At 48.1% G+C, this 25706-nt stretch carries 14 protein-coding genes; 13 read left to right on the top strand and 1 reads right to left on the bottom strand.

The features are described 5' to 3' along the window. Positions 1-33 precede the first annotated feature (33 nt). From GC097_RS28710 to GC097_RS28650, 13 genes are all read left to right on the top strand, one after another. Positions 34-2019, top strand: coding sequence for a YjhG/YagF family D-xylonate dehydratase (locus GC097_RS28710; protein ID WP_171686703.1), 1986 nt, complete (start codon positions 34-36; stop codon positions 2017-2019). A gap of 614 nt (positions 2020-2633) precedes the next feature. Beyond that, positions 2634-6272 (top strand): carbohydrate-binding protein, encoded by a 3639-nt coding sequence (locus GC097_RS28705; protein WP_171686702.1) that lies wholly within the window; start codon positions 2634-2636, stop codon positions 6270-6272. A gap of 384 nt (positions 6273-6656) precedes the next feature. Then, complete coding sequence (locus GC097_RS28700) at positions 6657-9986, top strand: glucuronyl esterase domain-containing protein (RefSeq protein WP_171686701.1); 3330 nt, start codon at positions 6657-6659, stop codon at positions 9984-9986. A 449-nt stretch (positions 9987-10435) separates the two neighbouring features. Next, positions 10436-11380, top strand: coding sequence for an ABC transporter permease (locus GC097_RS28695; RefSeq protein WP_171686700.1), 945 nt, complete (start codon positions 10436-10438; stop codon positions 11378-11380). An 11-nt stretch (positions 11381-11391) separates the two neighbouring features. Then, on the top strand, positions 11392-12264 hold the full coding sequence (locus tag GC097_RS28690; protein ID WP_171686699.1) for a carbohydrate ABC transporter permease: 873 nt from the start codon (positions 11392-11394) through the stop codon (positions 12262-12264). A gap of 77 nt (positions 12265-12341) precedes the next feature. Then, positions 12342-13961, top strand: coding sequence for an extracellular solute-binding protein (locus tag GC097_RS28685; RefSeq protein ID WP_246294516.1), 1620 nt, complete (start codon positions 12342-12344; stop codon positions 13959-13961). A 73-nt stretch (positions 13962-14034) separates the two neighbouring features. Beyond that, the gene (locus GC097_RS28680; protein WP_171686698.1) at positions 14035-15189 is read left to right on the top strand and encodes a Gfo/Idh/MocA family protein; all 1155 of its coding nucleotides are present in this window, start codon (positions 14035-14037) and stop codon (positions 15187-15189) included. A 12-nt stretch (positions 15190-15201) separates the two neighbouring features. Next, entirely contained in the window at positions 15202-16461 is a 1260-nt protein-coding gene (locus GC097_RS28675) for a DUF6807 domain-containing protein (RefSeq protein WP_171686697.1), read from the top strand. Between the two features lie 520 nt (positions 16462-16981). Further along, a complete protein-coding gene (locus GC097_RS28670; protein ID WP_246294515.1) occupies positions 16982-18100 on the top strand; it encodes an ABC transporter substrate-binding protein in 1119 nt (372 codons plus the stop codon). 201 nt (positions 18101-18301) lie between these two features. After that, the gene (locus GC097_RS28665) at positions 18302-18988 is read left to right on the top strand and encodes a GntR family transcriptional regulator (protein WP_171686730.1); all 687 of its coding nucleotides are present in this window, start codon (positions 18302-18304) and stop codon (positions 18986-18988) included. Between the two features lie 82 nt (positions 18989-19070). Next, positions 19071-20831 (top strand): cache domain-containing sensor histidine kinase, encoded by a 1761-nt coding sequence (locus GC097_RS28660; RefSeq protein WP_171686695.1) that lies wholly within the window; start codon positions 19071-19073, stop codon positions 20829-20831. 89 nt (positions 20832-20920) lie between these two features. Then, positions 20921-22540, top strand: a complete 1620-nt coding sequence (locus GC097_RS28655) for a response regulator transcription factor (protein WP_171686694.1) — start codon at positions 20921-20923, stop codon at positions 22538-22540. Positions 22541-22576: 36 nt separating this feature from the next. Then, positions 22577-23257, top strand: a complete 681-nt coding sequence (locus GC097_RS28650; protein WP_171686693.1) for a GntR family transcriptional regulator — start codon at positions 22577-22579, stop codon at positions 23255-23257. Positions 23258-24069: 812 nt separating this feature from the next. Here the strand turns inward: GC097_RS28650 and GC097_RS28645 are convergent. Beyond that, the gene (locus tag GC097_RS28645; protein ID WP_171686692.1) at positions 24070-25665 is read right to left on the bottom strand and encodes a sensor domain-containing diguanylate cyclase; all 1596 of its coding nucleotides are present in this window, start codon (positions 25663-25665) and stop codon (positions 24070-24072) included. Positions 25666-25706 lie beyond the last annotated feature (41 nt).

The following is a 25706-nucleotide window of genomic DNA, read 5'->3' as shown; positions in this document are numbered from 1 at the left end:
GCTATGAAACCTGATTCGGAGGGGTGAAGGTGGATGACAGAGCAATTACAATCGATTATGACAAGTGAAAATAACGATTTGTATAAGATTCATACGCACGCACAGGGCCCGCAAGGCTCATTGCCACTAACCAAAGAAATGCTGCTGCATGCTCCAAGCGGAGAGTTGTTCGGGCTGACCCAAAATGTGGGAATGGGATGGAAGCCTTCTCGTTTGAAGGGCAAACAGTATCTTTTGTTAAGCACGCAAGGAGGCATACGCAAGGAAGACGGCAGTCCTGTCGCCCTTGGCTATCACACCGGTCACTGGGAAGTCGGCCTGCTGACGCAGGCTGCGGCAGAGGTGATCTCAGAAAGCGGGGGAGTTCCTTTTGCCGGATATGTGAGCGACCCTTGCGACGGCAGGTCTCAGGGGACGGAAGGAATGTTCGACTCGCTTCCGTACCGTAACGATGCAGCGATCGTTTTCCGGCGGCTCATCCGCTCTTTGCCGACGCGCAAAGGCGTGCTCGGTGTGGCAACCTGCGACAAGGGACTGCCTGCCATGATGATCGCATTGGCCGGCATGCACGAGCTCCCTTGCGTCATCGTGCCCGGCGGGGTGACATTACCGCCGACGGAGGGCGAGGATGCCGGGAAAATCCAAACCATCGGCGCAAGGTATGCGAGTGGCGAAATCAGCCTGGAAGACGCCGCCGATCTTGGCTGCCGGGCCTGCGCCACACCGGGCGGAGGGTGCCAGTTTCTTGGCACGGCGGCTACTTCGCAGGTGATTGCAGAGGCAATGGGCATGACGGTGCCGCATGCTGCGCTGGCTCCCTCTGGCCAGCCCATATGGGAGGAGATGGCAAGGCAGTCGGCCCGCGCGATGATGACGCTGGAGGAGAAAGGAATCCGGATGAAGGATATTGTGACCGAAGCGTCTATCCACAATGCGATGGTTGTTCATGCGGCCTTTGGCGGATCGACCAATTTGCTGCTGCATATCCCCGCCTTCGCTCATGCGGCGGGGCTACCCGTGCCGACCGTACAAGATTGGATTCGGATCAATAAAAGTGTGCCTAGATTAGTCAGCGTTTTGCCGAACGGTCCGGAATATCATCCGACGGTGAGAGTGTTTCTGGCCGGAGGGGTGCCGGAAGTAATGCTGCATCTGCGGCGTTTGGGAGTGCTGAAAGAACAAGCGTTAACCGTAACCGGCGAAACGCTGGGCACGGTGCTGGACTGGTGGGAAACGAGCGAGCGCCGGGGGCGGATGAGAAGCTTGCTTATGGAGATGGACGGCATCGATGCCGACAATGTCATTATGAGTCCGGAACGTGCCAAAGCGCGAGGATTGACCTCCACCGTTACGTTTCCTATGGGGAATTTGGCTCCGGAAGGATCGGTCATTAAATCGACGGCGATTGATCCAACTACAGTCGGAGAAGATGGCGTTTACCGGCATCGGGGCAAAGCCAAGGTGTTTACCTCGGAGAAAGCGGCCATCTCGGCCATCAAGAACGGCGGCATTCAAGCCGGAGATATTATGGCGTTGATCGGGCGCGGACCATCGGGGACCGGGATGGAGGAAACCTATCAACTAACCTCGGCCCTCAAGCATCTGTCGTTCGGCAAATATGTGTCCTTAATAACCGATGCGCGTTTTTCGGGGGTATCCACAGGTGCCTGCATCGGCCATGTTGGACCTGAAGCGCTGGCTGGCGGTCCGATCGGCAAGCTGCGGGATGGCGATATCATCGACATCATGGTTAATCGTAACAGTTTGGAAGGTACGATCCACTTTCTGGGCGAAGGCGACGATGTGCTGACCCCGGAAGAAGGAGCCCGCGTGCTTGCTGGGCGCGACCCGCACCCGGAGCTTGCCGCAGACGAAAGACTTCCTGACGATACCCGTTTATGGGCTGCCTTGCAGTCTGTCAGCGGGGGAACTTGGGCAGGGAGTGTGTACGATGTGGAGCGGATTCTCGCCGTCTTGGAAGCGGGTAAAAAAGCTTTGGCTGAGCAGCAGGCCAACTAGGCGAATGTCTGCGCGGTTGCGGGGGAATGGTAGACCGTCCGGTCGGTATCAGGCTAGAGCGGGCAGGTAGGGTAGGGGAACTACAGGGTGCTATTTGAGCAAAAGCAGCGCTTTGAGCGAGGGAGAGGGAACTAGGGTCCGCTATTTCGCAACGGAGGACAGATATTTGGTCGATAGAGCTCAATTAAGACCCTGTAGTTCCCCTCGAACCGCTGCATTCCCGCTTTTCATTTAAATAAGGGAATGGAGTTCCCTTTCACGGCGGGCGATCCTTGCGATACTCCGGGGACGACTCCGAACGCTACTTCAAGCACAGCATGTTAGCCAACAGCTCCCCGCAATTCTGCGGAGGAAACCACTTACCCAGAGCCTTACAAAATACCGTCAGGAGAAAGCTGCCTGACGGTATTTCTTTTTGCAGCCGTTGGAATATTATTGAAATTGTTCGTGATATCACTTATAATCAGTAATAAGTATTACTAGTATTACTAGTTGCACAAGTTGGTGGAGTTTATGCAGGCGACTGCGTGGAGGGAGGTCTTCGTTTTATTTGATCGTTGCAGGTCAGTGAAGCATATTTCGCAATAAGAAATCCAGGAATAGGAGAGTGATCCATGTTGTTGAAAGCAAGTCTCCGAGGAGCGCTTTGTTTAAGTTTATGCCTTTCCTTGGTTTTAGGCTGGCTGCCTATGCCAGAGGCCAAAGGGGCAACAGCGGTAAGTGTGGTTGACTGGAACAATGAGAAGCAAGTGATGGACGGGCTTGGAGGTGCTTTTGCCTTTAATAAAGCCGCAGGCATCAAACAAATTTATGAGCAAGACCCGGTTGCGGGTCGTGAGCTCTTAGATTTGGTTTTTAGCCATGAGAAAGGGATTGGGCTTGATATCGTCCGTGTTAATCTTGGAGACGGCGGAATTGTAAACGCTGCCACAAAGGCGGAGTGGGGCAATCGCTTCTATGACGGTCCAACGGACTCGATTTGGCCGGAGAAGAACGAAGGCTTCGTCTGGGATCAGCCGGACTGGGCGTCCCGTAAGGCGCAGTTTGACGAGTCGCAAGTTTGGATTATGAAGGAAGCGATGAATTATGGCGTCAAGACATTCTATGCCGATGCTTGGTCGCCTCCGTACTGGATGAAGACGAACAACAGCGTGCTGGGTCAGAACGGTGCCAAATTGAAAGCGGAGAACTATCAGGATTACGCCGATTACCTCGTTCAATATGCAATTGGGTATAAGCGTGAATTCGGTATTGGGATTACGCATATCGGACCGGCGAATGAGTCGGAAGCGGCGCATGCTTCCTACTCGGGATTTGTCATAACCGCAGCGGAATATAAAGATTTTATGCAAAATTATTTGGGACCGACGCTTCAGAAAGCTATCGATGGAGGCAAATTTGCGGAATTGGGCATGGCCCCTCCCGTGATCGTGGCTCCCGAGGGAACGAATTTGAACGCTTCGCTGAGTTTGGGGCGCCCAATGCTCGAGGATCCGGCATCCAGCAAATATGTAGGCGTATTCTCGACACACTTATACGGGACTTCAAACTTCAATAACGGTCCGATTACTTCTACAGGCGCAGGCGGCGTTTATCCGGATCTTTTGCGAAACTTCAAATTATGGCAAACGGAATTCATGACACAGAACACGGCAAACTCCTCGGCCGCCGCCAATACGCAAACTTATGCGAATCAGACGATAACCGACGGTGTCCAATGGGCCAACCTGCTAACGAACATGTTTACAAGCGATCCCGGGTTCAACTCGTTTCAATGGTGGTGGCCGATCGGGAATAATGGCGCTGACGGTTCGGACCTGATTCGGTTAGCTACGACGGGTTCACCCCAAGGAAACGGCTCCACCGTTACAGGTTTGTACAGAGTATTTAAACGTTTATATACGTTTGGCAACTTCTCCCGTTTTATCAACCCCGGCGATATTCGGATTGACGCTACCCGGGTCCCGGCGAAAGGGATGAACGTATCCGCTTATAAGAATCCTAAGAATAACGAATTTGCTATCATAGCCGTCAATAGCGGAACAGAGAATCAAACTGTAAGCTTCAAACTGGACAACTTTCCGGCAGGTACGTCCTCCGTTGTCGGTTATCGCACGTCAGCCAGTGAAAACCAAAAGCTTCTTGATGCGATAGCCATTACGGACGGATCTTTCCAGGCAAACATTCCGGCAAATTCCGTCATCACGTTTGTTCCCCGCAATGATCATAATCTTCCGGGGCTGACGACTAAAAGGGACATTTTCTCTACCCTTGAAGCGGAAGACAATGACGGGGCATCCGGAACGTTCCCCATCATTCCGGGCGGTGCCAATGAAGCTTTATCCGGCGTCTCGAACGGCAGCTATATTAAATTTGCCAATGTCAACTTTGCTGATGGCTCCGCCAACGGCGGTATTGTCAGGCGGCATGTGCTCAGCATGAATGCTGTAGCTGCCTCCATAGACGGCGGATTCATCGAAGTGCGGATCGATGATCCGGCTGCGGGCAAAGTGGTGGGCACATTCAACATTCCGGGCAAAAACAATGGCGACGCCTATGCGTCCTATCCGACCCAGATCGATACGGGAGACAATGCGGCCAACGGTTATCACGATGTTTACATGGTGTTTCACGGAAATGGATCGAAGTTGTTCCATATCGACCGTTTTGAGTTTGACCAAACCGTACTTCCTTCCGGAAGCATTTTGACGAATGGAAGTTTTGAAGATGCGCCGGCAGCAGCATGGGAAAGAGCGTATGGCCCAGCAGGCACAACGTTCGATCGAACAACGAACCAGAACTATTCCGCTCCTCCGACAGCGTCCTCCTCGACAACGGCTTATTCGGTTATGATTACGAATCGACAGGAAGCGGCGAACGGCATCGCCCAAGTTGTAACGAATAAGGTAATTGCTAACGCGAAGTATAAAGTTAATGGCTTCTTTATGCCTGCAAAAGAAGGAGTGACGGGGAAAATCAACTTGATTGCTCTTGATGCAGCAGGAAATGTGGTGTATACCAAAACGGTTGCCGAGAGAAGCAATCTGAAAGCGATGGTTTGGTCGCAAGTCGATACCGTATTTACCTTTGAAAAGCCAAACATGGAATTTGAGAAACTGAAGATCGTATATACGGACTCAGGGACGGATACTTTATATGTAGACGAAGCTTCTTTGGTTCCATACACCGACAATGTACTGTCTATTCGCCCTGTTGACATCGTTACAAAGGTAGGGACAGCACCTCTTCTGCCCACCGTTGTAACAGCCGTCTATAGTTCAGGTGCCCAGCCGGAACTACCTGTCATCTGGCATTTTGTTGACCCTTCCAGTTACGCAAACGAAGGAAGTTTTACCGTAACGGGTACGGTGCAGGGAACCACGCTGAAAGCAACCGCCTCTGTGACCGTTACGGCATCATCCGGCAGTTCCGATCCAATCAGCCTGACAGGGCCGGAGCAGGTTTCAACCGGCAATGTGTTTGACCTGACCTTCGGGTTGAAGGAATACAGCCGGGATACGCTTGCTCAAGATATGACGGTAAGTTTCGATGCGAATAAGCTGGAATTCGTTGCTCCTGCCTCGCTCAATAAGGATTTTCAAGTGGTCGATTATAAAGTGATTGAGCCTGGCAAAATCCGCTTCATTAATGTGTTTTTCGGCGATCTGCAGGCAAATTCGAATGGAGCTCTCTTGAAGCTGCAATTCAAAGCCAAATCGGATGCAGCATCCGGGGATGCCGATGTGACGATTTCCAATGTCGTGATGGCTGGCCATGATGGAGTTGAACATGAAATTGCGGGAACTTCGCATCGTATTCACATTTCCACTATCGAAAAACAGGATCTGACCCAACTGATTGCGGAAGCACAAGGCGTTTATGCGAATGCAACCGAAGGCAGGCTTGTGGGCCAATATCCTGCAGGATCGAAAGCTGCACTGAATTTGGCGATTGACGCAGCCACGCAAGTTGCTAATGACACGTCAGCGACGCAGCATGATATAGATCAGGCGAAATCTGCCTTGGCTCAAGCGCTGCAATTGTTCCGCAGCTTGGTCATTGTATCGATACCGGGCGATATCAACAATGATAATAAAGTAAGCATCGGTGATTTGGCGATCATGGCCAAAGCATACGGCAAAACGTCGGCAGATCCGGACTGGAGTTCGGTCGCGAGCTTAGACTTCAATGGAGACGGCATCATCGATATCGTAGATTTAGCCCAAATGGCTTCATTGATTCTCAACTGGTAAAACCTTCAAACCATCAAAAGCAGTTCTGTTGTTGCATTTAACAGGACTGCTTTTTTTATAGGGAGATTGTGTCGTTGAAGCAAGAAATAAAGTATTTTTTCAGAATCGCTGGAAGATGATTGAAATTGCTTTACGTTTCATTTATAATCAATTTAAAGTATTACTAGTATTACTAGTAATATAAGAAATCCTTGAAATGTTAGTCGTCAATTACGGGAGGAAGGAGGTCATCACTTTTTTGGGTCAGTCCGAATGTCACATGTTTCATTCCTCTTGAAAATGGAAGCGATTTCATTTTTGGTCGACCCTCATGCCTACCATGACCGATATGCGTGCATATCCGCCTACCTAAGAAATGCATAATTCAAATTAGGAGGAAGCTGCATGAAAGCCAAGAAAAAAATCTTAAGCGCCGTCCTGGGCGTATCCCTGCTATTCTCAATGGTACCTGCCGCCTTTGCGACAAATAATTACTATCCGTCCAATCAAGGTCCGTCTAAAGCCCAGCCGCCAGCGGGACGCGAATATTTCCCCACCGATATCAGCAAGCTGCCCAGCTCGGAAGGGCTGCCCGACCTGTTCAAGCTTCTTGACCCCAAGAAGGGCACGAACGGCTATGTGACCACTAAGAATGAATGGACGCAGCGCCGTACGGAGCTCTCCGATCTGCTGCAATACTACTACTACGGCTATGAAATGAAGACCCCGAAAGAGAACGTAACCTATTCAGGCAACTTAGGCACGAATAACGCAACGCTCACGGTTACCGTTAAAAACCCGGACAATAACAAATCCGGCAGCTACAGCGTAACCGGCATTTACGTCCCGACATACAAACCGGGAGTGGCGGATGCCGATCTGAAAAGCGGCGAAACCAACATCGCGCCTCCCTACCCCTTCGTTATCGGCGTAGGCGGCGGCGTGTCCGCCAACATGCGCAACGCGTTCCTGCGTCGCGGTTACGCAGTGATGAACAATCCTACCGGCACGATCTACAGCGACAGCGCTGCCCGAAGCGGCCTGTATACGACGCTTTATCCTTTTAACAAGGATACATACGAAGGCAATTCCGGCGCACTGATGGGCTGGGCGTGGGGAATTTCCCGGACCATTGACGCGCTGGAAAACGGGGCGTATCAAGGACTGATCGATCCGACCCGCTCGGTTGTCACGGGGGTTTCGCGCAACGGTAAGGCCGCTGCAATCGCCGGCGCGTTCGATGAGCGCATCAGCATTGTCGTGCCTGTCGATCCCGGCCAGGGAGGCATTGCGTCTATGCGATATACCTCCGAAGGCCGTATTTACAACTATAACGTGCCTAACAGCAGCACCGGTGCTCCCAACGCCGCTTACAGCAACTCCAATATGAACCGGAGCTTCTTCCGCAATGAAAAGCCGACCAACCTGCTCAGTACCGCTGAGGCTCATTGGCTGGACGTTAAGGCTGAGGAGTTCCGCTATGATCTGGACAGACTTCCTTTTGACTCGCACGCACTTGCTGCGCTGGTTGCTCCTCGTCCGCTTATCACCTATACCGGAGAGGGCTTTGACTGGCTGAGTTCGCCGGGTACTGTGCTTGCCACTGTCGCAGCCAAAGAGGTTTACGAGCTTCTCGGCGTTGGCGATAACATCGCTGTCCGCGTTCATGACGGCGCGCATGCGTTCCAAGATCGCGACCACGCCTACATGCTCGCCGTTATGGACCGTGAATTCCACGGCGGAAAGTATGGCGATCCGCTCAAGGTCGAAGGGCCCGATACGCTCGGCGTTAACGTGAACCCGCCGCTTCATCCTGCTGCAACCTATAACGGAGTGTGGAGCATGTCCGTTTATCCGTACGAAGTAGACAGTTCGTATATTCGCTGGTCTCAGCCGGGCAATTATTCGCTCTATACGACGAACGAGATGCTGACAGCGGACTATCCGGCAACGATCAAGGCTTACTCCGACGCTCCGAAGGTCCAGTTGAACACAGGAGCAGACACCTATACGGCTGATGTCGTTGGCGGCGTTGCGACATTTACACTTAGCGCCGATAAGGTCAAGGCAGGCCGCTATGCGCTCTCGACTGTAGGCAGTTCAAAGAATAACAAGTCAGTCTACCTCCAGAGCTATGACCTCGCAGGGATTCTTCGCACCAGCATTACAGGCGATGACACTGGCGATCAACGTTGGGTCTTCGGCTTTACTAGCAAAATTGATCAGAAGGCTATTAAGATTTTCGCCAACAACGTGCCGGTTCCATCCAGTGTGAACGAAGCGTTGGAGCCCGGCTGGATACTGACATACGGCGCTTCCATTAACACCGGCTACTCGAGCGCTGATGCCGATAACACCAACAAGCACTCCTTCTTTCAAGAAGAAGTCCCGGGCTTCCCGGTCACTTATACGGCAGGCACGAACAGGGTTGTTCGTTTGGAGGACGTAAAACTTGAATCGTTGCCAGGCTTTAATTTCCAATTTTCGTATGATTTAAATAAAGCGAAGTCCGTATTGCCGCCGTCCTGGCCGTCTACGAACATCAAGATCGGCCCAAGTCCCAACTGGCCGCAATATCCGAACAAAAATACCGATACCGGGGTAAGACCCGAATCGCTTCCTTGGCCGACCACCAAGCTTGGCGCGGTTACGTTTAATCCCAAAAACACCGTGATCACGCCGGACACCACGAGCGTATCCATTGGCTTTGAGAATCCGATGGATCCGCAGAATTTCGGTTTCGGCACAAACTTCGCCGAGGACTACACCGTCACTTGGAGCGAGAACAATACCATGGTCACCATTGGGTTTGACAAGCCTGTCGCTTCAGGCGGCAAACTCATTCTTGCCCAGCTGAAAGACGCAGCGGGCAACGTCAATGTCCAGCCTTATGTTTTTGATATGAAAGTAATAAATGCAACGAGCCTGACAGGACCTGACAGCGCTTCGGCTGGCAATGTGTTTGATTTGACCTTTGGGTTGAACGAATACAGCCAGGATTCGCTTGCCCAAGATATGACCGTAACCTTCGATACGTATAAGCTGGAATTCGTTGCTCCTGCCTCGCTCAATAAGGATTTTCAAGTGGTCGATTATAAAGTGATTGAGCCTGGCAAAATCCGCTTCATTAATGTGTTTTTCGGTAATCTCCAGGCAAATCCGAATGGAGCTCTCTTGAAGCTGCAATTCAAAGCCAAATCGGATGCAGCATCCGGGGATGCCAATGTGAACATTTCCAATGTCGTGATGGCTGGCCGTGATGGAGTTGAACATGATGTTGCGGGAACTTCGCATCGTATTCACATTGCCATTATCGAGAAGCAGGATCTGACCCAACTGATTGCGGAAGCACAAGGCGTTTATGCGAATGCAACCGAAGGCAGGCTTGTAGGCCAATATCCTGTAGGATCGAAAGCGGCACTGAATACGGCGATTGACGCAGCCGCGCAAGTTGCTAATGATACGTCAGCGACGCAGCAGGAAATAGATCAGGCGAAATCTGCCTTGGCTCAGGCGCTGCAATTGTTCCGCAGCTTGGTCATTGTATCGATACCGGGCGATATCAACAATGATAATAAAGTAAGCATCGGCGATTTGGCGATCATGGTTAAAGCATATGGCAAAACATCGGCAGATCCGGACTGGAGTTCGGTCGCGAGCTTAGACCTCAATGGAGACGGCAAAATCGATATCGAAGATTTAGCCCAATTAGCCATGTTGATTTTCAATTGGTAAAAAAAAGAGAAAGTAGGACAGAGGGAGACAGGCAGCTGTCTTTCTCTGTTTTTATCCGTAGATAAGAAAGTATAAGTTTTATACTTTTGCGTCGCATCTACCTTGACAAACGCGCGCGTCCTAAAAGGACGACGAAGTCGTTTATCCTTGTTGTGTCGTGGGATATTTTTGAAAAAAAGGTGTTGCAATCGGTTACAAGGCTGAATTATAATGAAGTTATTGGAAGACTAGTAATACTAGTTAGACTAATTAGATCAATAAGTTTAGTGGGGCCAGGAATATCAGTGGTATCGGTTAGATCGCCTTCATCTGAATATGCAATCAATACTTGAAGATGCTGCTAATGAGACTAAGTCGCAAAAGAGCAATGGTTAGTCAAAGTTATGTAAGCGTTTCAATTTTGATATAGGGTTTCTCATTCATTAATCTCATTGAAAGGATGAACGCTTATGCAAATTGAAATTAGTCGGACTACATCCTCAGTGGCAGTTAAACGAAGACGTTTGTCTTTTTTTCGACGCCAGTGGCAGCTATATGTCCTGATGATTGTACCGATGGCCTACTTCATTATTTTTAAGTATATTCCGATGGCGGGAGTTGCAGTTGCGTTTAAGGACTATAACATCTTCAAAGGCGTATGGGGCAGTGATTGGGTAGGATTAGACGTCTTTAGAGAAGTTTTCTCGCTGCCTCAATTTTATCGGGCGTTCCGCAACACGCTGCTCTTAAATGTTTTGGGATTGCTTACATTCCCGGTTCCCATTATTTTGGCTATCATGTTGAATGAAATCCGAATTAGCTGGTTCAAGCGGGTAAGCCAAACGTTGATGTACCTGCCTCACTTTATTTCCTGGGTAATCGTCGGCGGCATGGCCATCGAGCTGCTTTCCACCAATACCGGCACGATTAACGAAATGATCAAGTCGATCGGCGGCCAGCCGATTCCGTTTCTGGAAAAACCGATATACTGGGTCTCCACTTATGTAGGAACCGGTTTGTGGCACCATGCGGGATGGGGAACGATTCTGTATTTGGCGGCGCTCACAGGAATTAATAAGGAATTATATGAAGCTGCCGAAGTGGACGGTGCTTCCCGTATGCGAAAGATCTGGCATATTACATTGCCGGGCATCAAGCCGACAATTATTGTTCTGTTCATTTTACAGATCGGCAATATGGCGAATATCAGCTTTGAACAGCCCTATGTTCTGCAGAATGGGTATGTCAAGGAAGTTTCAGAAGTCATTAGTACGTATGTCTACACGGTGGGGATTCAATCAGCGAGATTCGCGCTTGCTACGGCTGTCGGTTTGTTTCAGTCGGTTGTCGGCCTCATTTTACTCTTGTCAGCTGAATTCATATCGAGAAGAGTTAATAATCAGGGGATTTTCTAGGGGGTGAATATATGTATCGAAGTCCTACGAATAGATTTGTAGATGCTGCTATTATCGTTGTAATCGGTGTATTCTGCTTGTTTTGTGTCGTGCCGATGATTCATATGTTCGCTTTGTCGTTAAGCGGAAACAGGCCGATTATGTCTGGTGAAGTCACCCTCTGGCCGGTTGAATGGAACTGGGGCGCCTATAAGTCGGTGCTTGGAGACTTAGCCATGCTGCGTTCGCTTCTGTTTACGATCCTGCTCGTTGCCGGATATACGCTTGTAACGATGATCGTGACCGTTATGGCTGCTTATCCGTTAAGCAGAAGGGATTTTAAAGGGAAGCATATCTTCTTCTTGTTGATTATTATAACGATGTTTTTCAATCCGGGAATTATTCCGCATTATTTGTTGATAAAGCAGCTTCACATGTTAAATACGGTATTCTCCTTAGTTATACCGATTTTGATCAATGCGTTTCTGCTGATTATCTTGAAAACCAACTTTTCACAGCTTCCGGCTGAACTGGAAGATTCCGCTTGGATGGACGGGTGCGGGCATTTCAGATTTTTGTTGAAAATCGTGCTTCCGCTTTCGCTGCCGATATTGGCGACGATCGGACTTTACTCTGCGGTGGATCGATGGAATATGTTTCAGGATGCCTTATTTTACGTCAATGATCAGCATTTGTATCCTATCCAATTGAAGCTCTACGAAATGGTCATCAACAGCCAGGCTAACGATGCTTCCGCTCAGGAGGGCTTTAATTCCTCGACGCCGATCCCTCAAAGCTTGCAGGCTGCCAGCATCATGTTCTCCACAGTGCCGATCCTGCTCGTATACCCGTGGCTGCAGCGTTATTTCATTTCGGGGATGCTTGTCGGCGCTGTAAAAGGTTGATAGTTACCCTTCGGCGGACAACAAACTGCCAACTGAAGGTTCTATAATAATTAGTCAAGTTAAAGGGAGGCAACACAATGCGGAAAATGATTCATAAATCAGTGCATACTACATTGACAGTAGCCATGGCATCCTGCTTAGTACTAACTGCCTGCAGCAGCAATACTCCAAGCGGCACGACCGAAAGCAGCACGACGCCAGCAGCCAGCAATAACGCAGCAACTCCTACACCGACTACTTCAAAACCGATTACCCTGACCGTGGAGCTATTCGATAGAGCGAATACTCCGGCCGGCGCTCCACCGATTACCGACAACTTTATGACGCAGTACATTCAAGAAAACTTCGGCAAGCCGAACAATATTACGGTCAAATTCGTAACGGTACCGCGTTCCGAGGAGGTTAAAAAGCTGAACGTATTGATGGCGTCCGATTCTGCGCCGGATATTGTCTTTACTTATGACAAGCCGACGGTTCAGAACTATGCGCAAAGCGGCGGTTTGGCGGATTTGGGGCCGGTTATCGATAAATTTGGTCCTCAGCTGAAAAAGGTGCTTGCTCCTTCTCTACCGGACGGCATGTTTAACGGCAAACAGTATGCAATTCCTGCACTCCGGGTTATCCAGGCCCAAACCACAACATTTATCCGTAAAGATTGGCTGGATAAGCTGAATATGCCGGTGCCGACGACGACCGATCAATTCCTGCAAACGATGAAGGCGTTTAAAGAAAAAGATCCAGGAAATACAGGCGGCAAAGTAATCCCGTATTCGTATATCGATATTTTCCACATGCAGCCGTTGATTCAATCCTTCTGGGATTGGAGCAAAATAACGCCGGCCGATCTGTATGCCACTCCGAACTGGGAGCAGCCGGGAAATAAAGACGGTCTCAAGTTCTTGAACCAAATGTACAATGACGGCTTGATTGATAAAGATTTTGCGCTGGCGTCCGATTTTAGCCAAGCCTTCGCCCAGCAAATGGTGAATGGAATTGCAGGTGCTGGTACGCCTAATACGAATGAACCGGTGTATAACGGCTATTATTCCAATTTGAAAAAGAACAATCCGAGTGCTGAACTGGTCGCGATTGATCCGTTCTCAACGAAAGACGGCAAACATCCGAAGCCGAAATACCCGGCATACGGCGCGTATCTGATGGTTCCAAAATCAAGCCCGAATGTTGAGGCGGCAGTGAAATATTTGAACTGGATGTCTGAACCTAAAAATGTCCTTGCTCTGCAAAACGGTAAGGAAGGCGTTTCTTATAAACTGGACAGTAACGGCGTACCTATCAACCTGGATACTCCGGAAGCGAAACAAATTCTCTATAACTACTATGACTATGCCATTATCTTAAACGGTAAATATGTGAGCCCGGATGAGCCGCAGAAAAATATCGAGGCCAACGCAGCCGATCCGAACTTCAAAGATTTCACAGTGAAGAGTATTCAAGCCGGATCTAATGATGCTTATACGATCCCGCGTGTCGATACGCCAATTCAGGCTGAAGTGAAGTATGCAACGATTTTGAAGGAAAAAGAAAAAGAAATGTTGACGAAAATCGTTACTGCCAAAACCGCTGATTTCAATAAAGCATACGACGATCAAGTAAAAGCTTACATGGAAATGGGCGGTACAGCGGTTAAGGAAGAAAAGAAAAAAGCTTACGCGGAGTTCTACAAGGATCAAAAGTAACTTTATGTAATGGATTACTCGGTTCCCTGCTAAACGGGGAACCGAATTTATTATAGCGAAGGAGCCAGGAGTCATGATTCGTGTTGCTGTTATTGGAATAGGCGCCATTTCGGCTGCCCATATGGAAGCTTACCAAACTTTGGGGGAACGCTGTCAAATTGTCGCCTTGTGCGACATCTACACAGATAAGGCGGAGCAGTTTAAACAGAAACATAACCTGGAATGCATGATTTATAGCGATTATCGCGAGATGCTGTCACGGGACGATATTGATCTGGTTTCCGTCTGCACACCGCCGTATACCCATGCGGATATTGCCGTCTATGCGCTTAATGCCGGCAAGCATGTCATTGTCGAGAAGCCGATGGCCTCCTCCCTTGAGGAATGTGACAGGATGATCGAGGCGGCCGAGGCTTCCGGTAAAATACTTTCGATCGTTAGCCAAAACCGCTTCGGCGATTCGGTCATGAAATTAAAAGCCGTACTGGATTCCGGATTAGCCGGTAAAATTGTTCACGCGCAAGTAGACTCGTTCTGGTGGAGAGGATACGTATACTACGATCTCTGGTGGAGAGGCACATGGGAAAAAGAAGGCGGAGGCTGCACGCTGAATCATGCCGTCCATCATATTGATATGTTTCAGTGGATGATGGGCATGCCGGACCAGATTACAGCTGTAATGAGCAATACGTCGCATGATAATGCGGAAGTCGAGGATTTGTCGATCGCGATTCTGTCCTATCCGCGAGCTTTGGCTCAAATTACAAGCTCGGTTGTGAATCACGGGCAGGAGCAGCAGTTGATTTTCCAAGGGGAGAAAGCGCGTGTGTCGATGCCGTGGAAGGTGATGGCTTCCGTGTCCAAAGATAACGGATTCCCTCAGGCTCATCCAGAGCTAGAGCAAGAAATCGCTGCGGTTGCGAACCAGGTTCCTGCACTGCATTACACGGGGCACCAGGGTCAGATTGACAATGTTTTGACGGCTATAGAGAACGGTCTGACGGATGTACTAGTCACAGGCCAAGAAGGCAGAAAAACACTCGAGCTCATTACAGCCATTTATCAATCTGCCAGCACGGGTACATCCGTACAGCTCCCGCTTAAGTCGGATAGCCCGTTCTATTCCCGCGAAGGAATTATGGCGAACGCTCCACGCTTTTATGATAAGAAAAACTCGGTTGTCGGTTTCAGCTCGAATGAAATCACAGTCAGCGGAGAGAAGAGATAAGGAGCTGGAAGCATGACCATAGAGTCAAAAATGAAGTTCTCCGTTACTTTAGATCATTCTGTTACGTCGCTGCCAACCGTGTTGAAGGTCGAATTGGACGATGGAACCTATAACAGGATTGCAACATGGGCCGGAGAGGCGGACATTTATGCCGTTGATGAGACTAACGGGGTTGAATTTGCTTGCCAGCTTAACCGGTTCGGTAATTCTGCAACACCATGGGAAGTAAAGCAAGAGCGGGCTCTCTATATCCTCTTAAAAGAAGCTCAATTGCAAACGAAGGCGATAGATTGTTTAATAACGAAGCCCCTCAGTCAAGGGACGCCCAAAGATCGGCAGTATAATCCTTGGCATGAACTACCGGGCGTTTATTTGGATCATCAGGAAGAGAACAGCCGGGTCGTTGTAAGCATTGAGGGCAAGCTGTTCACCCGCTATTTATATTCGCCGCAAGTTGGCAAGCCGTACTACTATCCCTTAATTGGGCCCCACGGCAAAACGCTGATTCAGGATGCGCCGGACGATCACCTGCATCATCACGGGCTTTGGTGGGGACACGACGATGTAAACGGGCATAAGCTTTACCATGAGTTTCGTGGCGAGGGCCGCCAAGTGCATAAGGCATTTATGGTCATGTCCGGCGGCCCGGTCTTTGGTCAACTGACAACGCTGATCGATTGGCAGGATGAGCACGGCAATCTTTTGCTGCAGGAGACTCGCAGTATGAGAATATACAACCTGCCTCCCGAATCAAGATATGTAGATCTAACGACACAACTTCATGCTGTTAACGGTGATGTGAAGTTCGGCGACACGAAAGAAGGAGGCTTCCCTTTCATTCGCGTTAACGAGCAAATCAACGGTCATCATACCGGGGTTATATCGGCTGCCAACGGAAAAATGGGGGAAGCTGAGATTTTTGGAACCGTCACGGAGTGGGTGGATTACAGTGGCAAGCTGTTTCGCAGTATGCGCAGCAAAGAGGGGACGGCTGTCAAGGAATATGCTGAAATGGGCATTGCCGTGTTCTCCCACCCAGAGAATGAGACTTATGCTTCCCAGTGGTTTGTTCGCGACTATGGCCCGTTCACGCCTGCCAACTTCCATTTCTGCGGCGGGAAAGTGCTAAGCAGCGGTGATAACATGACCATGAATCACAGGCTATTTATCCATCAAGGGGATGCGGCCGAAGGGAAGGTAGCGCAGCGGTACAAGGAATATGCCGCCGAATCTGTACAAGGAAATCTAGCATTTTATGAGCAAAAGACATGATTAATTTAAAATAAATGTGATGAGTCTGTCATGATGGCAGGCTCTTTTTCATATTGCGGGAACAATAATCCGCTATTTGCTAAGCAGGGAGCCATTTGGCCATTCAAAGGGAACTCCGTTCCGCTAATTTGCTCTTTTGAACCAGTAGGAAGGCTGTTCGGGGCAAATAAGACCCCCATAGTTCCTCCACCAAGCAGAAAATAGCCCGCCCAGCCCGAATAGCGCCCTGTAGTTCCCTATCCTTTGGGAAATTAACAAGAAAAAAATGCTGCAAAGTATGATATATTAGAAAAGCGCCAATGGTTCGAGTCATGTTATAAACCGTTTAGGGGAGAAACTAATGGTCAAGTGGAACCGCTTTCACTTACTCTTGTTCGCAGGCATTTTTCTTGGAACATTGCTTACTTCGTGCCTACATATGAACCCCCAACCCCAACCAAAAGATCAGCTTCCTCAGGGGGAAAGCAAAGTCAAATTAAGGATCGCATGGTGGGGCTCCCAAGAACGCCATGAGGCAACCATGTCCGTTTTACGCTTATATACACAGAAATTTCCCAACATTACGTTCGAACCGGAGTATTCCGGTCTGGAGGGCTACTTAGATAAGATTAATACTCAAGCCTTAGCGAAAAATCCGCCCGATATTGTGCAACTCGATGCAGGCTGGATCTCGGATTGGGCAAGCCGTCAAATATTGATTCCGCTGGACCCCGGCGTGAATTTGTCCAAGGTGGATCAGAAGCTTTTGTCTTCCGGGCAGTACAAAGGGATATCCTACGCGGTGCCATTAGGCTCTGTTGCTTATGGAATGATTTATGACCGTTCAGCCTTGGAGAAGCTAGGCATAGAGGCGCCGCAGAACGGATGGACTTGGGATGACTTCTTCCAAATGGCTAGGGAATCAAAGCCCAAGCTGCCGAAGGGCGTATATTTCACGAAAGATTTTGCCGGGGATTACTTCGCCTATTCCGCCTTTCAATACAGTAAAGGGAAGGATAAAGTGATGACGGACGGCGGGAAGTTCAACGTTGACGAGAATACTTTCCTGGAGTGGACCCAAACATTTGAGCAAATGCGCAAGGATGGCATTGTTCCCCCGCCGGAAATCAATCTCTCCGATAAGGAATTTGATCCCGGTCTGGATTTGATGGTGGCAGGAAAAATCACGATGAGAATGTCCTTCTCGAACAATTTGGGCGGCTGGGACAGTTTAAAAAGAGGCACATATGCGCTTGTCACCATGCCCAGGTCGCAGCAGGCGGGAGGCTGGCTCAAGCCCTCCATGTTCTTCGGAGTTTCTTCTGGCAGCAGTTATCCTAAAGAGGCTAAAAGGTTTATTGATTGGTTTATCAACGATCCGGAAGCGGGAGCCCTATTAAAGACAGTCCGTGGACTGCCGGTCAATCGTGAGATTGCCGCTTCTATTGAAAAATATATGAGCGAAATCGACAAGGCTGGACTCAGCATGTTTTATACGACTTTAACAAACGGTCAAACCTATAGTCCCGGTCCAAACGGCTGGATCAATTATGTTGACAGAGATTGGCCGCTGGTCAGGGATCAACTCAGCTTTGGCAAAATCACGCCCAAAGAAGCGTTTGAACAGCTGAAAGCCGCCGCGCATAAGTACGAGAAATAATGCTATATAGTATTGAAATGGCATTTCTAATCTTATATACTATACAATATATGCACTAGTATTACTAGTAACATCAAAATTTCAATATCTGCAAAGCTTGGCCGCTGTGAAGGGGAAGGTGAAGTATCTCCTTTGATGGGTTTCGCGTATCTGGTAGATTAATCATATTAGAGAACTCAAGAGGAGTGCTGCACTGTGGACATGAAACTTTCCGTTTCTTCGCGTGATAACAAAGGTCTGCTGATTAGGGATCATGTGTACAATACGCTGAAGAACAACATTATGGAGTTAAAGCTTGAGCCCGGCCGTCTCATTTCGGAGAAGGAAGTTATCGAGATGCTTCAAGTAAGCAAAACCCCCATTCGAGAAGCATTGGTTTTATTGGCTCAGGAAGATTTAATCGAGACCGTTCCTCAGAAGGGGACTTATATTTCACTGATTGATCTCGGTCTTGTGGAAGAAGCCCGTTTTGTACGAGAAACGATGGAAAGGGAAATTGTGCGAAGAGCTTGTCAAGATCTGAAGACCGAACAGGTTATGCAGCTGCAGCATCTTCATTCCCTTCAGCAGTTATGCGTCGACGAGAAAAATTATGAACGCTTTTTTGAATTAGATGAAGAGTTTCATAAGACCATTATTGTAGGCTGCGGTAAAACCCATACCTGGAGCATGCTGGAGCAAATGAACGTACATTACAACAGAGTTCGAATTTTGCGTCTTGCGGATGACGAAGACTGGGGGCTTATTCTTGAGCAGCATCAGGCGATTATCCAAGCGATTCGCGAGCGAGACCCGGATCGTGCGGAAACCGTTATGGGCGAGCATTTAAGCAAAGTGCGATTTGAAAAAGAAGAACTAAAGAAAAAATATCCAACTTATTTTAAATAACATGCTTACCTCGAAGACCTGTCGATCATCGGCAGGTCTTTGATTGCAAATAGCGTGAATTCCGAAGGAAGGATGGTCATCTATGCACAATCCGTTTAAAAAATATAGAATCGATCGATTGTTCTTTTACAGCTTTGCCACGCTAATCGTCATTGTGTTGGCTTCCACGGTCCTGATCAGCTTCCGAATGTCGTCCAATGAGCTGGCACAAACGACATCGCATTATCAGCATAAACTTCTTGTGGAGTTGAATAAGGAAATTTCCTCCCGGCTTCAAACGATTGAACAGATTTCCCTCTCGTTATCTCGGGACGAGCAGCTCATTTCATACTTAAGAGTGCAGAAGGATGAGTATCAGCGATATCAAGAGTCCAGGAACGTGGCGCAAACCTTGGCCAATGTTACCTACTCCATCCCCATGATTCAGGAAATTGATCTGTATATGGATCAACCTGTTTTCGGCGATTCCAAAAGTTACATCCAATTTATGGAGAGATCCGAGGCTTCCGGCCGAATATGGTTCGATGCTTTGCAAGATAATGATACAACTTGGTCTAGTGAGCATTTGATTCCCAGCTTCCAAGGGACGGTTCCTGTTATGAGTTATGCAAGGAAAATTATATATGATAACAAATATTTAGGCATTCTAGTTATCCAAATTAAGGCCGAAAGCATTCGATCTACGCTGGCAGGACAATCAACAGAGGCTAACCGTCTTATCCTGAGCGATACCGGCAAATTATTACTACATACGGGGGATATCTCCAACCATGTACAGTTATCTGAGTGGCTGGATCATAAAATAGAAGATTCCGGGTATACCCGGATTCGGGGCGAAGCCGGATTAGCAGATAATTTACTTGTGTATTCCAAGTCTCCAAACTCACAGTGGGTTCTGGTCGAGGTAACGCCATGGGAGCAAATTTCGGCCGGTGGATATAAGCTTGCTGAAGCAGTAGGAATCATAGGCGTAGTAGCTATTCTGCTGACTTTGATCCTTGCACTGTGGCTTAGCAAGCAGTTTACTAAACCTATCAAATATTTAATCAGTATGATGTCAGCCTATTCGTTAGGGGGAAAGAAAATTAATGTGCCCCAGGATTACGAAAATGAATTTGGGTATTTGTTTTTGGGATATTCCAAACAAAACGAACGGATAGAGGAGCTGTACGAATCGCTGCAGCGCCGTCATGAACAGCAGCGCAAAGCGGAGATTGAGGCCTTGCAAGCGAATATCAACCCTCATTTTTTATATAACACGCTGGATCAATTAAACTGGATGGCCATTACCCGGGGGCAGCATGAAATCAGCCGAATTATCGAACTCATGGGGCGAATGTTCCGCATAGGCCTTTCGAATGGAGAAAGCTTCGTGACACTGGCCGAGGAAGTGATGCATGTGGAAAGCTATTTGGAGATCCAGCAATTGCGCTGGAAAACCGGCCTGGAGTACTCCATTGCGATCAATAGCGACATCAAGCAGTTGTTCCTGCCCAAACTGATCTTGCAACCTTTTGTAGAGAATAGCATCATACACGGTTTTGCCGTTCGAAGTGAAGGACATATCCATATCCGCATTGAAGTAAACAATGATATATTGAGCATTGTTATTGAGGATGACGGGGTTGGATTGCAAAATCAAATGAAGCCGGACAGTCCGCACCAACGCCATACGGGAGGTTATGGGGTTCGGAATGTAAAAGAACGCATCAAGGTATACTTCGGGAGCAGGTACGGAGTTGCATTGACCCCCCGTGATGAAGGGGGAACGCGCGTTCACATCACATTGCCGACACTGACATCGCGTCCTGATCCGGCAGCATGGGGGAAGAACAATGATTAATCGGAATGGATTTTATAATAATTTGTGCATTAGCCGCATTTAAGCGTGTGTTAGATCATGTTATCATTCGATTAGGAGGACGCCGAACTATGTGGAGAATCGCAATCATCGATGACGACCGCCAAGTGCTTCAGGGCATGAAGTGCGCGATACCTTGGGAAGAGCTGAATGCAGAATGCGTCGGGGAAGCCCTGACCGGAGCAGACGGCCTGAAGATGGTATTGGAGGTTCAGCCGGATATCGTCATTACGGATATTTATATGCCTGTCATGAACGGTATTGATATGATTGAGCGGCTGAGAGAAGATGAATTTCGAGGCAAAATCATCATTCTGAGCGGATATTCCGATTTTGAATTTGCAAGGCAAGCCTTACGGTTTCAAGTAAGCGATTATGTATCCAAGCCCATTTCATTGCAAACGCTTAACTCTGTTCTTACCAAAGTGATTCGCGAGCTTACAGATGAGGAAGAACAGCGTATGAAGCAGGTTGATCTTGCGCAGAAACTATCGATGTACGAACCCTTTGTCCAAAAGGAGTGGGTGCAATCCGCAGTAGCGGGCACACTTAGCAGCAAATGGAACGAGTCTATGCTGCCGCCGCAGTTTCGTAATTGGCAAAATCAAACGCACCTTGTACTGGGAATCGAAATTGTCCGTGATTTACGTGCAAATGAAGTATTGTTGACCGATTGGAACTTATTCCGGTTTGCCGTTAGCAATATCGTGTCTGAGTTAGCAGGGGAGCAGTTTGAAGGATTCGAATATACCAATCTGCACAGCACACGCTCGGCGCTGCTGCTGCATCTGGAACCGGATGAAGAATACACCGACTCGTTAGAGAAGCTGAGTAAGCTCTCAACCCGAATCATTGAATCCATAAGAGCTCATTTAAAGTTGACCGTTCGGGTCGGTATTGGAACCATCAAATCGAATTGGACGGATATCCCTGATTCGACCGAAGAAGCATTCCGTGCCATGGATCTGAAGGAGCAGCGCCCCACCCCCATCTATGATGTATTCATGTATAACAGCGCAGCCAAAGGCGAAAAGGAAACTGCCAGCATTCGCCCGGTTAAATTTTATTCCGAGCTGGCCGGGGCGATTAAGGTATCTCAAGAGGTTAGGGCCTACGAGATTATCACGGCATATTTAGAAGTCATCAAGAGGGATATGGAGTCAATCACTCCGGATTATTTGCAGATGCTGGCCGGGGAGCTTTGGGGTATTTTTGCTTACTGCTTGTACGAAGTGGGGATGGTGCTTGATGATATGTTCCCCAACGAGCAAGTGGTGATGGAAATGGCCGGAATCACGAAGCCGGAGCATTTGGCGAAATGGCTTAACGATAAGATTTCGGTTATTTGCACAAGCCGAGAATTCAAGGGGAACAGCAAACATCAGCAAGTCGTCGATTCCATGATTCAGTATATCCACGAGCATTACATGGATGATATTAATCTCATTGATTTTACAAGCAAGGTGTACATTTCACGCAATTATCTCGCGATTATATTTAAAAATGCAACAGGAGAAACCTTTAACAATTATTTGACGCGCGTACGTATCGAGAAGGCTAAGGAGCTGCTCATGGAACGCAATATGTTGGTCTATGAAGTGGCCAAACGAGTCGGATACAAGAACGTTCCTTATTTTAGCAACTTGTTTAAGAAATATACCGGCATGAATCCAACCGACCTAGTGAAATGAATTGAAGCAATCTATCTTTTCTTAGGGGTGAATCCAATGTTTCTGCAGACTAATGATTTAAGCGGTTCCGCTCGAGACCAAGTATATGAAGCGCTGAAGGAAAACATGATTCAGTTGATATGGAAACCGGGTATGCTGATCTCGGAAACGATGGCAGCGGAAATGATGCTCGTAAGCCGCAGAATGATCCGCGAAGCTTTTGCCAGACTTTCCAAGGACAAATTAGTTGAAATTATTCCCCAGAAGGGCTGTTATATTACGAAAATCGATTTAGCGCATGTAGATGAATGCGGTTTCATACGGGAGCAGCTGGAGGCGGAAGTCATCCGTTTGGCTTGCATGCGGATGACCTCGGATCAAATTGCCATGCTGCAAACTTTGCTGGGTCAGCAGATGCGTGCCATCGAGGCGAAGCAATTTAACAAATTAATAGAGCTCGATGATCTGTTCCATCAATGGATTTTCATCGGAGGGAACATGGAGCGGACTTGGGCTGTGCTGCAGCAAAAATCAGTGAATAGCAACCGTGTCCGTTTTTTGATGGAGCCGAATGCAGGCTTCTGGGAAAGCATGGTAAGCGAGCATCAGGTAATCCTGCAGGCCATTCAAAGCAAGGACCCCGAGCAAGCGGTATGCATCATCAGGAAACATTTCAAGCTGCCGGGTTTTGATAAGCTTGCTTTATTACATAAATATCCGAACTATTTTAGTTCGTAAATGCGTATCTCATAAGAATCCATGCTTTACGAGGAGGGCGAGGGTAAGTAACTGGAAAATTTCCCTCTAATTGCTCGGATGATGACCACCTGACAAGCTTCTGCGGTCCATTTAGAGGGAAATTTTCCTGTATTTTTACAGAGCAGGAGCATAACTGCTGGGAAGGCTGTCCCATAAGTCATAGAAATGATTGGGGATAGCAGCTCATTTTTTTGTGAAAAACTCACCGGCTATGTCCAAATCTTCTAATGAGAGGCTGTTCCGCGGTCATTTTATGACTATTGGGACAGCCTCATTTGCGTCCGTTGATATTTCGCAACGGTGGCGATGACACGGATTGGCAGATTGCGACGTTTCAAGAGCGCACAGAACACGATAAGAAAAGATACCAAAAAATACAGACCAAATCCGAAGTTTCTTGCCTTTCCTTTATCTTGAAAGCCCTTACAAATGTTGAGACGACGAAGGCACAAAGGAGTTAAGCCGCTTATGTGCTTAACTCCTTTGTTACTGGCATCCATCGCTGCCTTCTTTATCTAGTGGCGACCCTTGGGCAGTGTGTTTGTGGGAACTATGATCCTCTATTTTCCGGGAAATCAACATTTCTGCAAACTGGAGAGAACTATGATCCGCTATATGATGTAAATTGGGCGAAATGGAAGTTTTCAGAGCTATTAAGACCCTGTAGTTTCCGTCTGCAGCCGAAAAACAGCCCGTTTAGCTCAAATAGCGCCCTGTAGTTCCCATTCCACAAACCATATACAAAAAGCAGCCCCTTTAAGCATATCGAAACGGATGCACATCCGGTCCGGTTATTCTCCCCCAATATCCGCAATAATGGTGCGGTTCCTACCGGATTCTTTAGCTTTGTACAAGGCCTGGTCGGCCAAATGAATCAGCTCTTCAGCCGAGTCTGAGTGGGAAGAATAATGGGCGATGCCCTGCGAGACCGTAATGGGCTTCCCTACAGGATTATCCCTATTTTGCAGCGTAATGCGAATTCGTTCGGCCACAAGATAAGCTTCTTCGGCATTCGCTTGTGGAATAAGGGCAATGAACTCTTCGCCTCCGAATCGGCAGCACACATCACTAGGCCGAACGGTTGAAGTCACTATTTTCGCGAAATGCTTCAACACTTCATCCCCTGCTTGATGTCCATACGTGTCATTAATTGATTTAAATCGATCAAGATCCATGATAATGACAGAGAAGGAAGTTCCTTCCTCTATCCACTTATGCATGATGGCTTCGAGCGTTCTGCGGTTTGTCAACCCGGTTAACGGATCTGTCATGGCATCGAGCGTCAATTGATCGGTCTGTTTTTTAATAGCCGTTAATGCATATCTGACTGCTGTCGATAACAAATCGACCTCACGGTTCCAGTGTTGCTTTCCTTCAGGCAGATCGACATGTTCCCGACCGATTTTGCCAACCAGATCGGCTAAGGAAATGAATGGCCGTGCTAACCTGCGCGCAAGCCCGATGACGATTAACATGAATATCGAGAACGGGAGCATCATGTACAACAGCATGGATTTTATATGACGTATTAATTGTTCATACACGACGCTGATTGGGGACACGACAACGACGCCCCAGCCATTTTCCGGAACCTTGACGTATCCCGCCAGCAAAGATTCGCCATGCAAATTGACCATCTGTTCATAGCCGCTTTGTCCTTGAATAAGCTTGCTAACGACTTGATTAGCGCTTATATTCTCGCCTAACCGTGTTGTGTCGCGATGGAACAGCAGATGACCGTCCGATCCGACGATGTAAAAATAGGAGCCTACTTTATCTGTCGGGTTGCTCCCGAAAATCATATTCAATATATTGTACTCCTGCAGGTAGAGCGTGCCCCCGATGAAACCGCGGTAAATACCTTCTTTGTCGAATAACGGCTCGCTCATAAAGACGATGAGGCGATTGGTGCTTGCAGCGATGTACGGTTTGGAGAGGTAGGGCTTTTGCGATGCCAATGCGGCTTTCGCCGCTTCTGTTGTAATATATTTTCCAGCAGTGCCAATGGACGAGGGAGACACATTCCGAACAAGGCCCGTCTCATCCACGATTGAAATGGAATTAAAGTAATTGCTGCTGTGACGCATTAATTCGAGACTAGCGTATACTTCATCTGGATTCATAGCGTTTACATTTGAAAAGATGCTCGACGAATATTGCAGACTGCTTCGCATGGATTTAAACAATGAGTTGATCGTCTGGCTCATTTTGCTTGCGCTTGAAAAGTTCAAAGTGAGCGTAGTGTCGATCAGCGATCTTTTTTTGGATTGATAGGAAGCAACGAGCAGAATGCTTACAGTCAAAAGGACGGAAAGGCAGACCAGCCCTGTCAGAAGCGTGGCTAAGCTGATTTTTTTCCTTTGGTTTGCTTTGATTTCGTGCAGCATAGGTACTGGATAACTCCTTTGGACTAAATAGACAAATATCG

Source organism: Paenibacillus planticolens, from assembly GCF_013141725.1.
Classification (GTDB): Bacteria; Bacillota; Bacilli; order Paenibacillales; family NBRC-103111; genus Paenibacillus_E; species Paenibacillus_E planticolens.
Note: the sequence above shows the minus strand (reverse complement) of the source record. Positions and strands in the feature narration are given on the sequence as shown.

Coding starts and splice junctions, on each gene's coding strand:
- GC097_RS28710 (WP_171686703.1), top strand. CDS start 34: ATGACAGAGCAATTACAATCGATTATGACAAGTGAAAATAACGATTTG.
- GC097_RS28705 (WP_171686702.1), top strand. CDS start 2,634: ATGTTGTTGAAAGCAAGTCTCCGAGGAGCGCTTTGTTTAAGTTTATGC.
- GC097_RS28700 (WP_171686701.1), top strand. CDS start 6,657: ATGAAAGCCAAGAAAAAAATCTTAAGCGCCGTCCTGGGCGTATCCCTG.
- GC097_RS28695 (WP_171686700.1), top strand. CDS start 10,436: ATGCAAATTGAAATTAGTCGGACTACATCCTCAGTGGCAGTTAAACGA.
- GC097_RS28690 (WP_171686699.1), top strand. CDS start 11,392: ATGTATCGAAGTCCTACGAATAGATTTGTAGATGCTGCTATTATCGTT.
- GC097_RS28685 (WP_246294516.1), top strand. CDS start 12,342: ATGCGGAAAATGATTCATAAATCAGTGCATACTACATTGACAGTAGCC.
- GC097_RS28680 (WP_171686698.1), top strand. CDS start 14,035: ATGATTCGTGTTGCTGTTATTGGAATAGGCGCCATTTCGGCTGCCCAT.
- GC097_RS28675 (WP_171686697.1), top strand. CDS start 15,202: ATGACCATAGAGTCAAAAATGAAGTTCTCCGTTACTTTAGATCATTCT.
- GC097_RS28670 (WP_246294515.1), top strand. CDS start 16,982: ATGTCCGTTTTACGCTTATATACACAGAAATTTCCCAACATTACGTTC.
- GC097_RS28665 (WP_171686730.1), top strand. CDS start 18,302: ATGAAACTTTCCGTTTCTTCGCGTGATAACAAAGGTCTGCTGATTAGG.
- GC097_RS28660 (WP_171686695.1), top strand. CDS start 19,071: ATGCACAATCCGTTTAAAAAATATAGAATCGATCGATTGTTCTTTTAC.
- GC097_RS28655 (WP_171686694.1), top strand. CDS start 20,921: ATGTGGAGAATCGCAATCATCGATGACGACCGCCAAGTGCTTCAGGGC.
- GC097_RS28650 (WP_171686693.1), top strand. CDS start 22,577: ATGTTTCTGCAGACTAATGATTTAAGCGGTTCCGCTCGAGACCAAGTA.
- GC097_RS28645 (WP_171686692.1), bottom strand. CDS start 25,665: ATGCTGCACGAAATCAAAGCAAACCAAAGGAAAAAAATCAGCTTAGCC.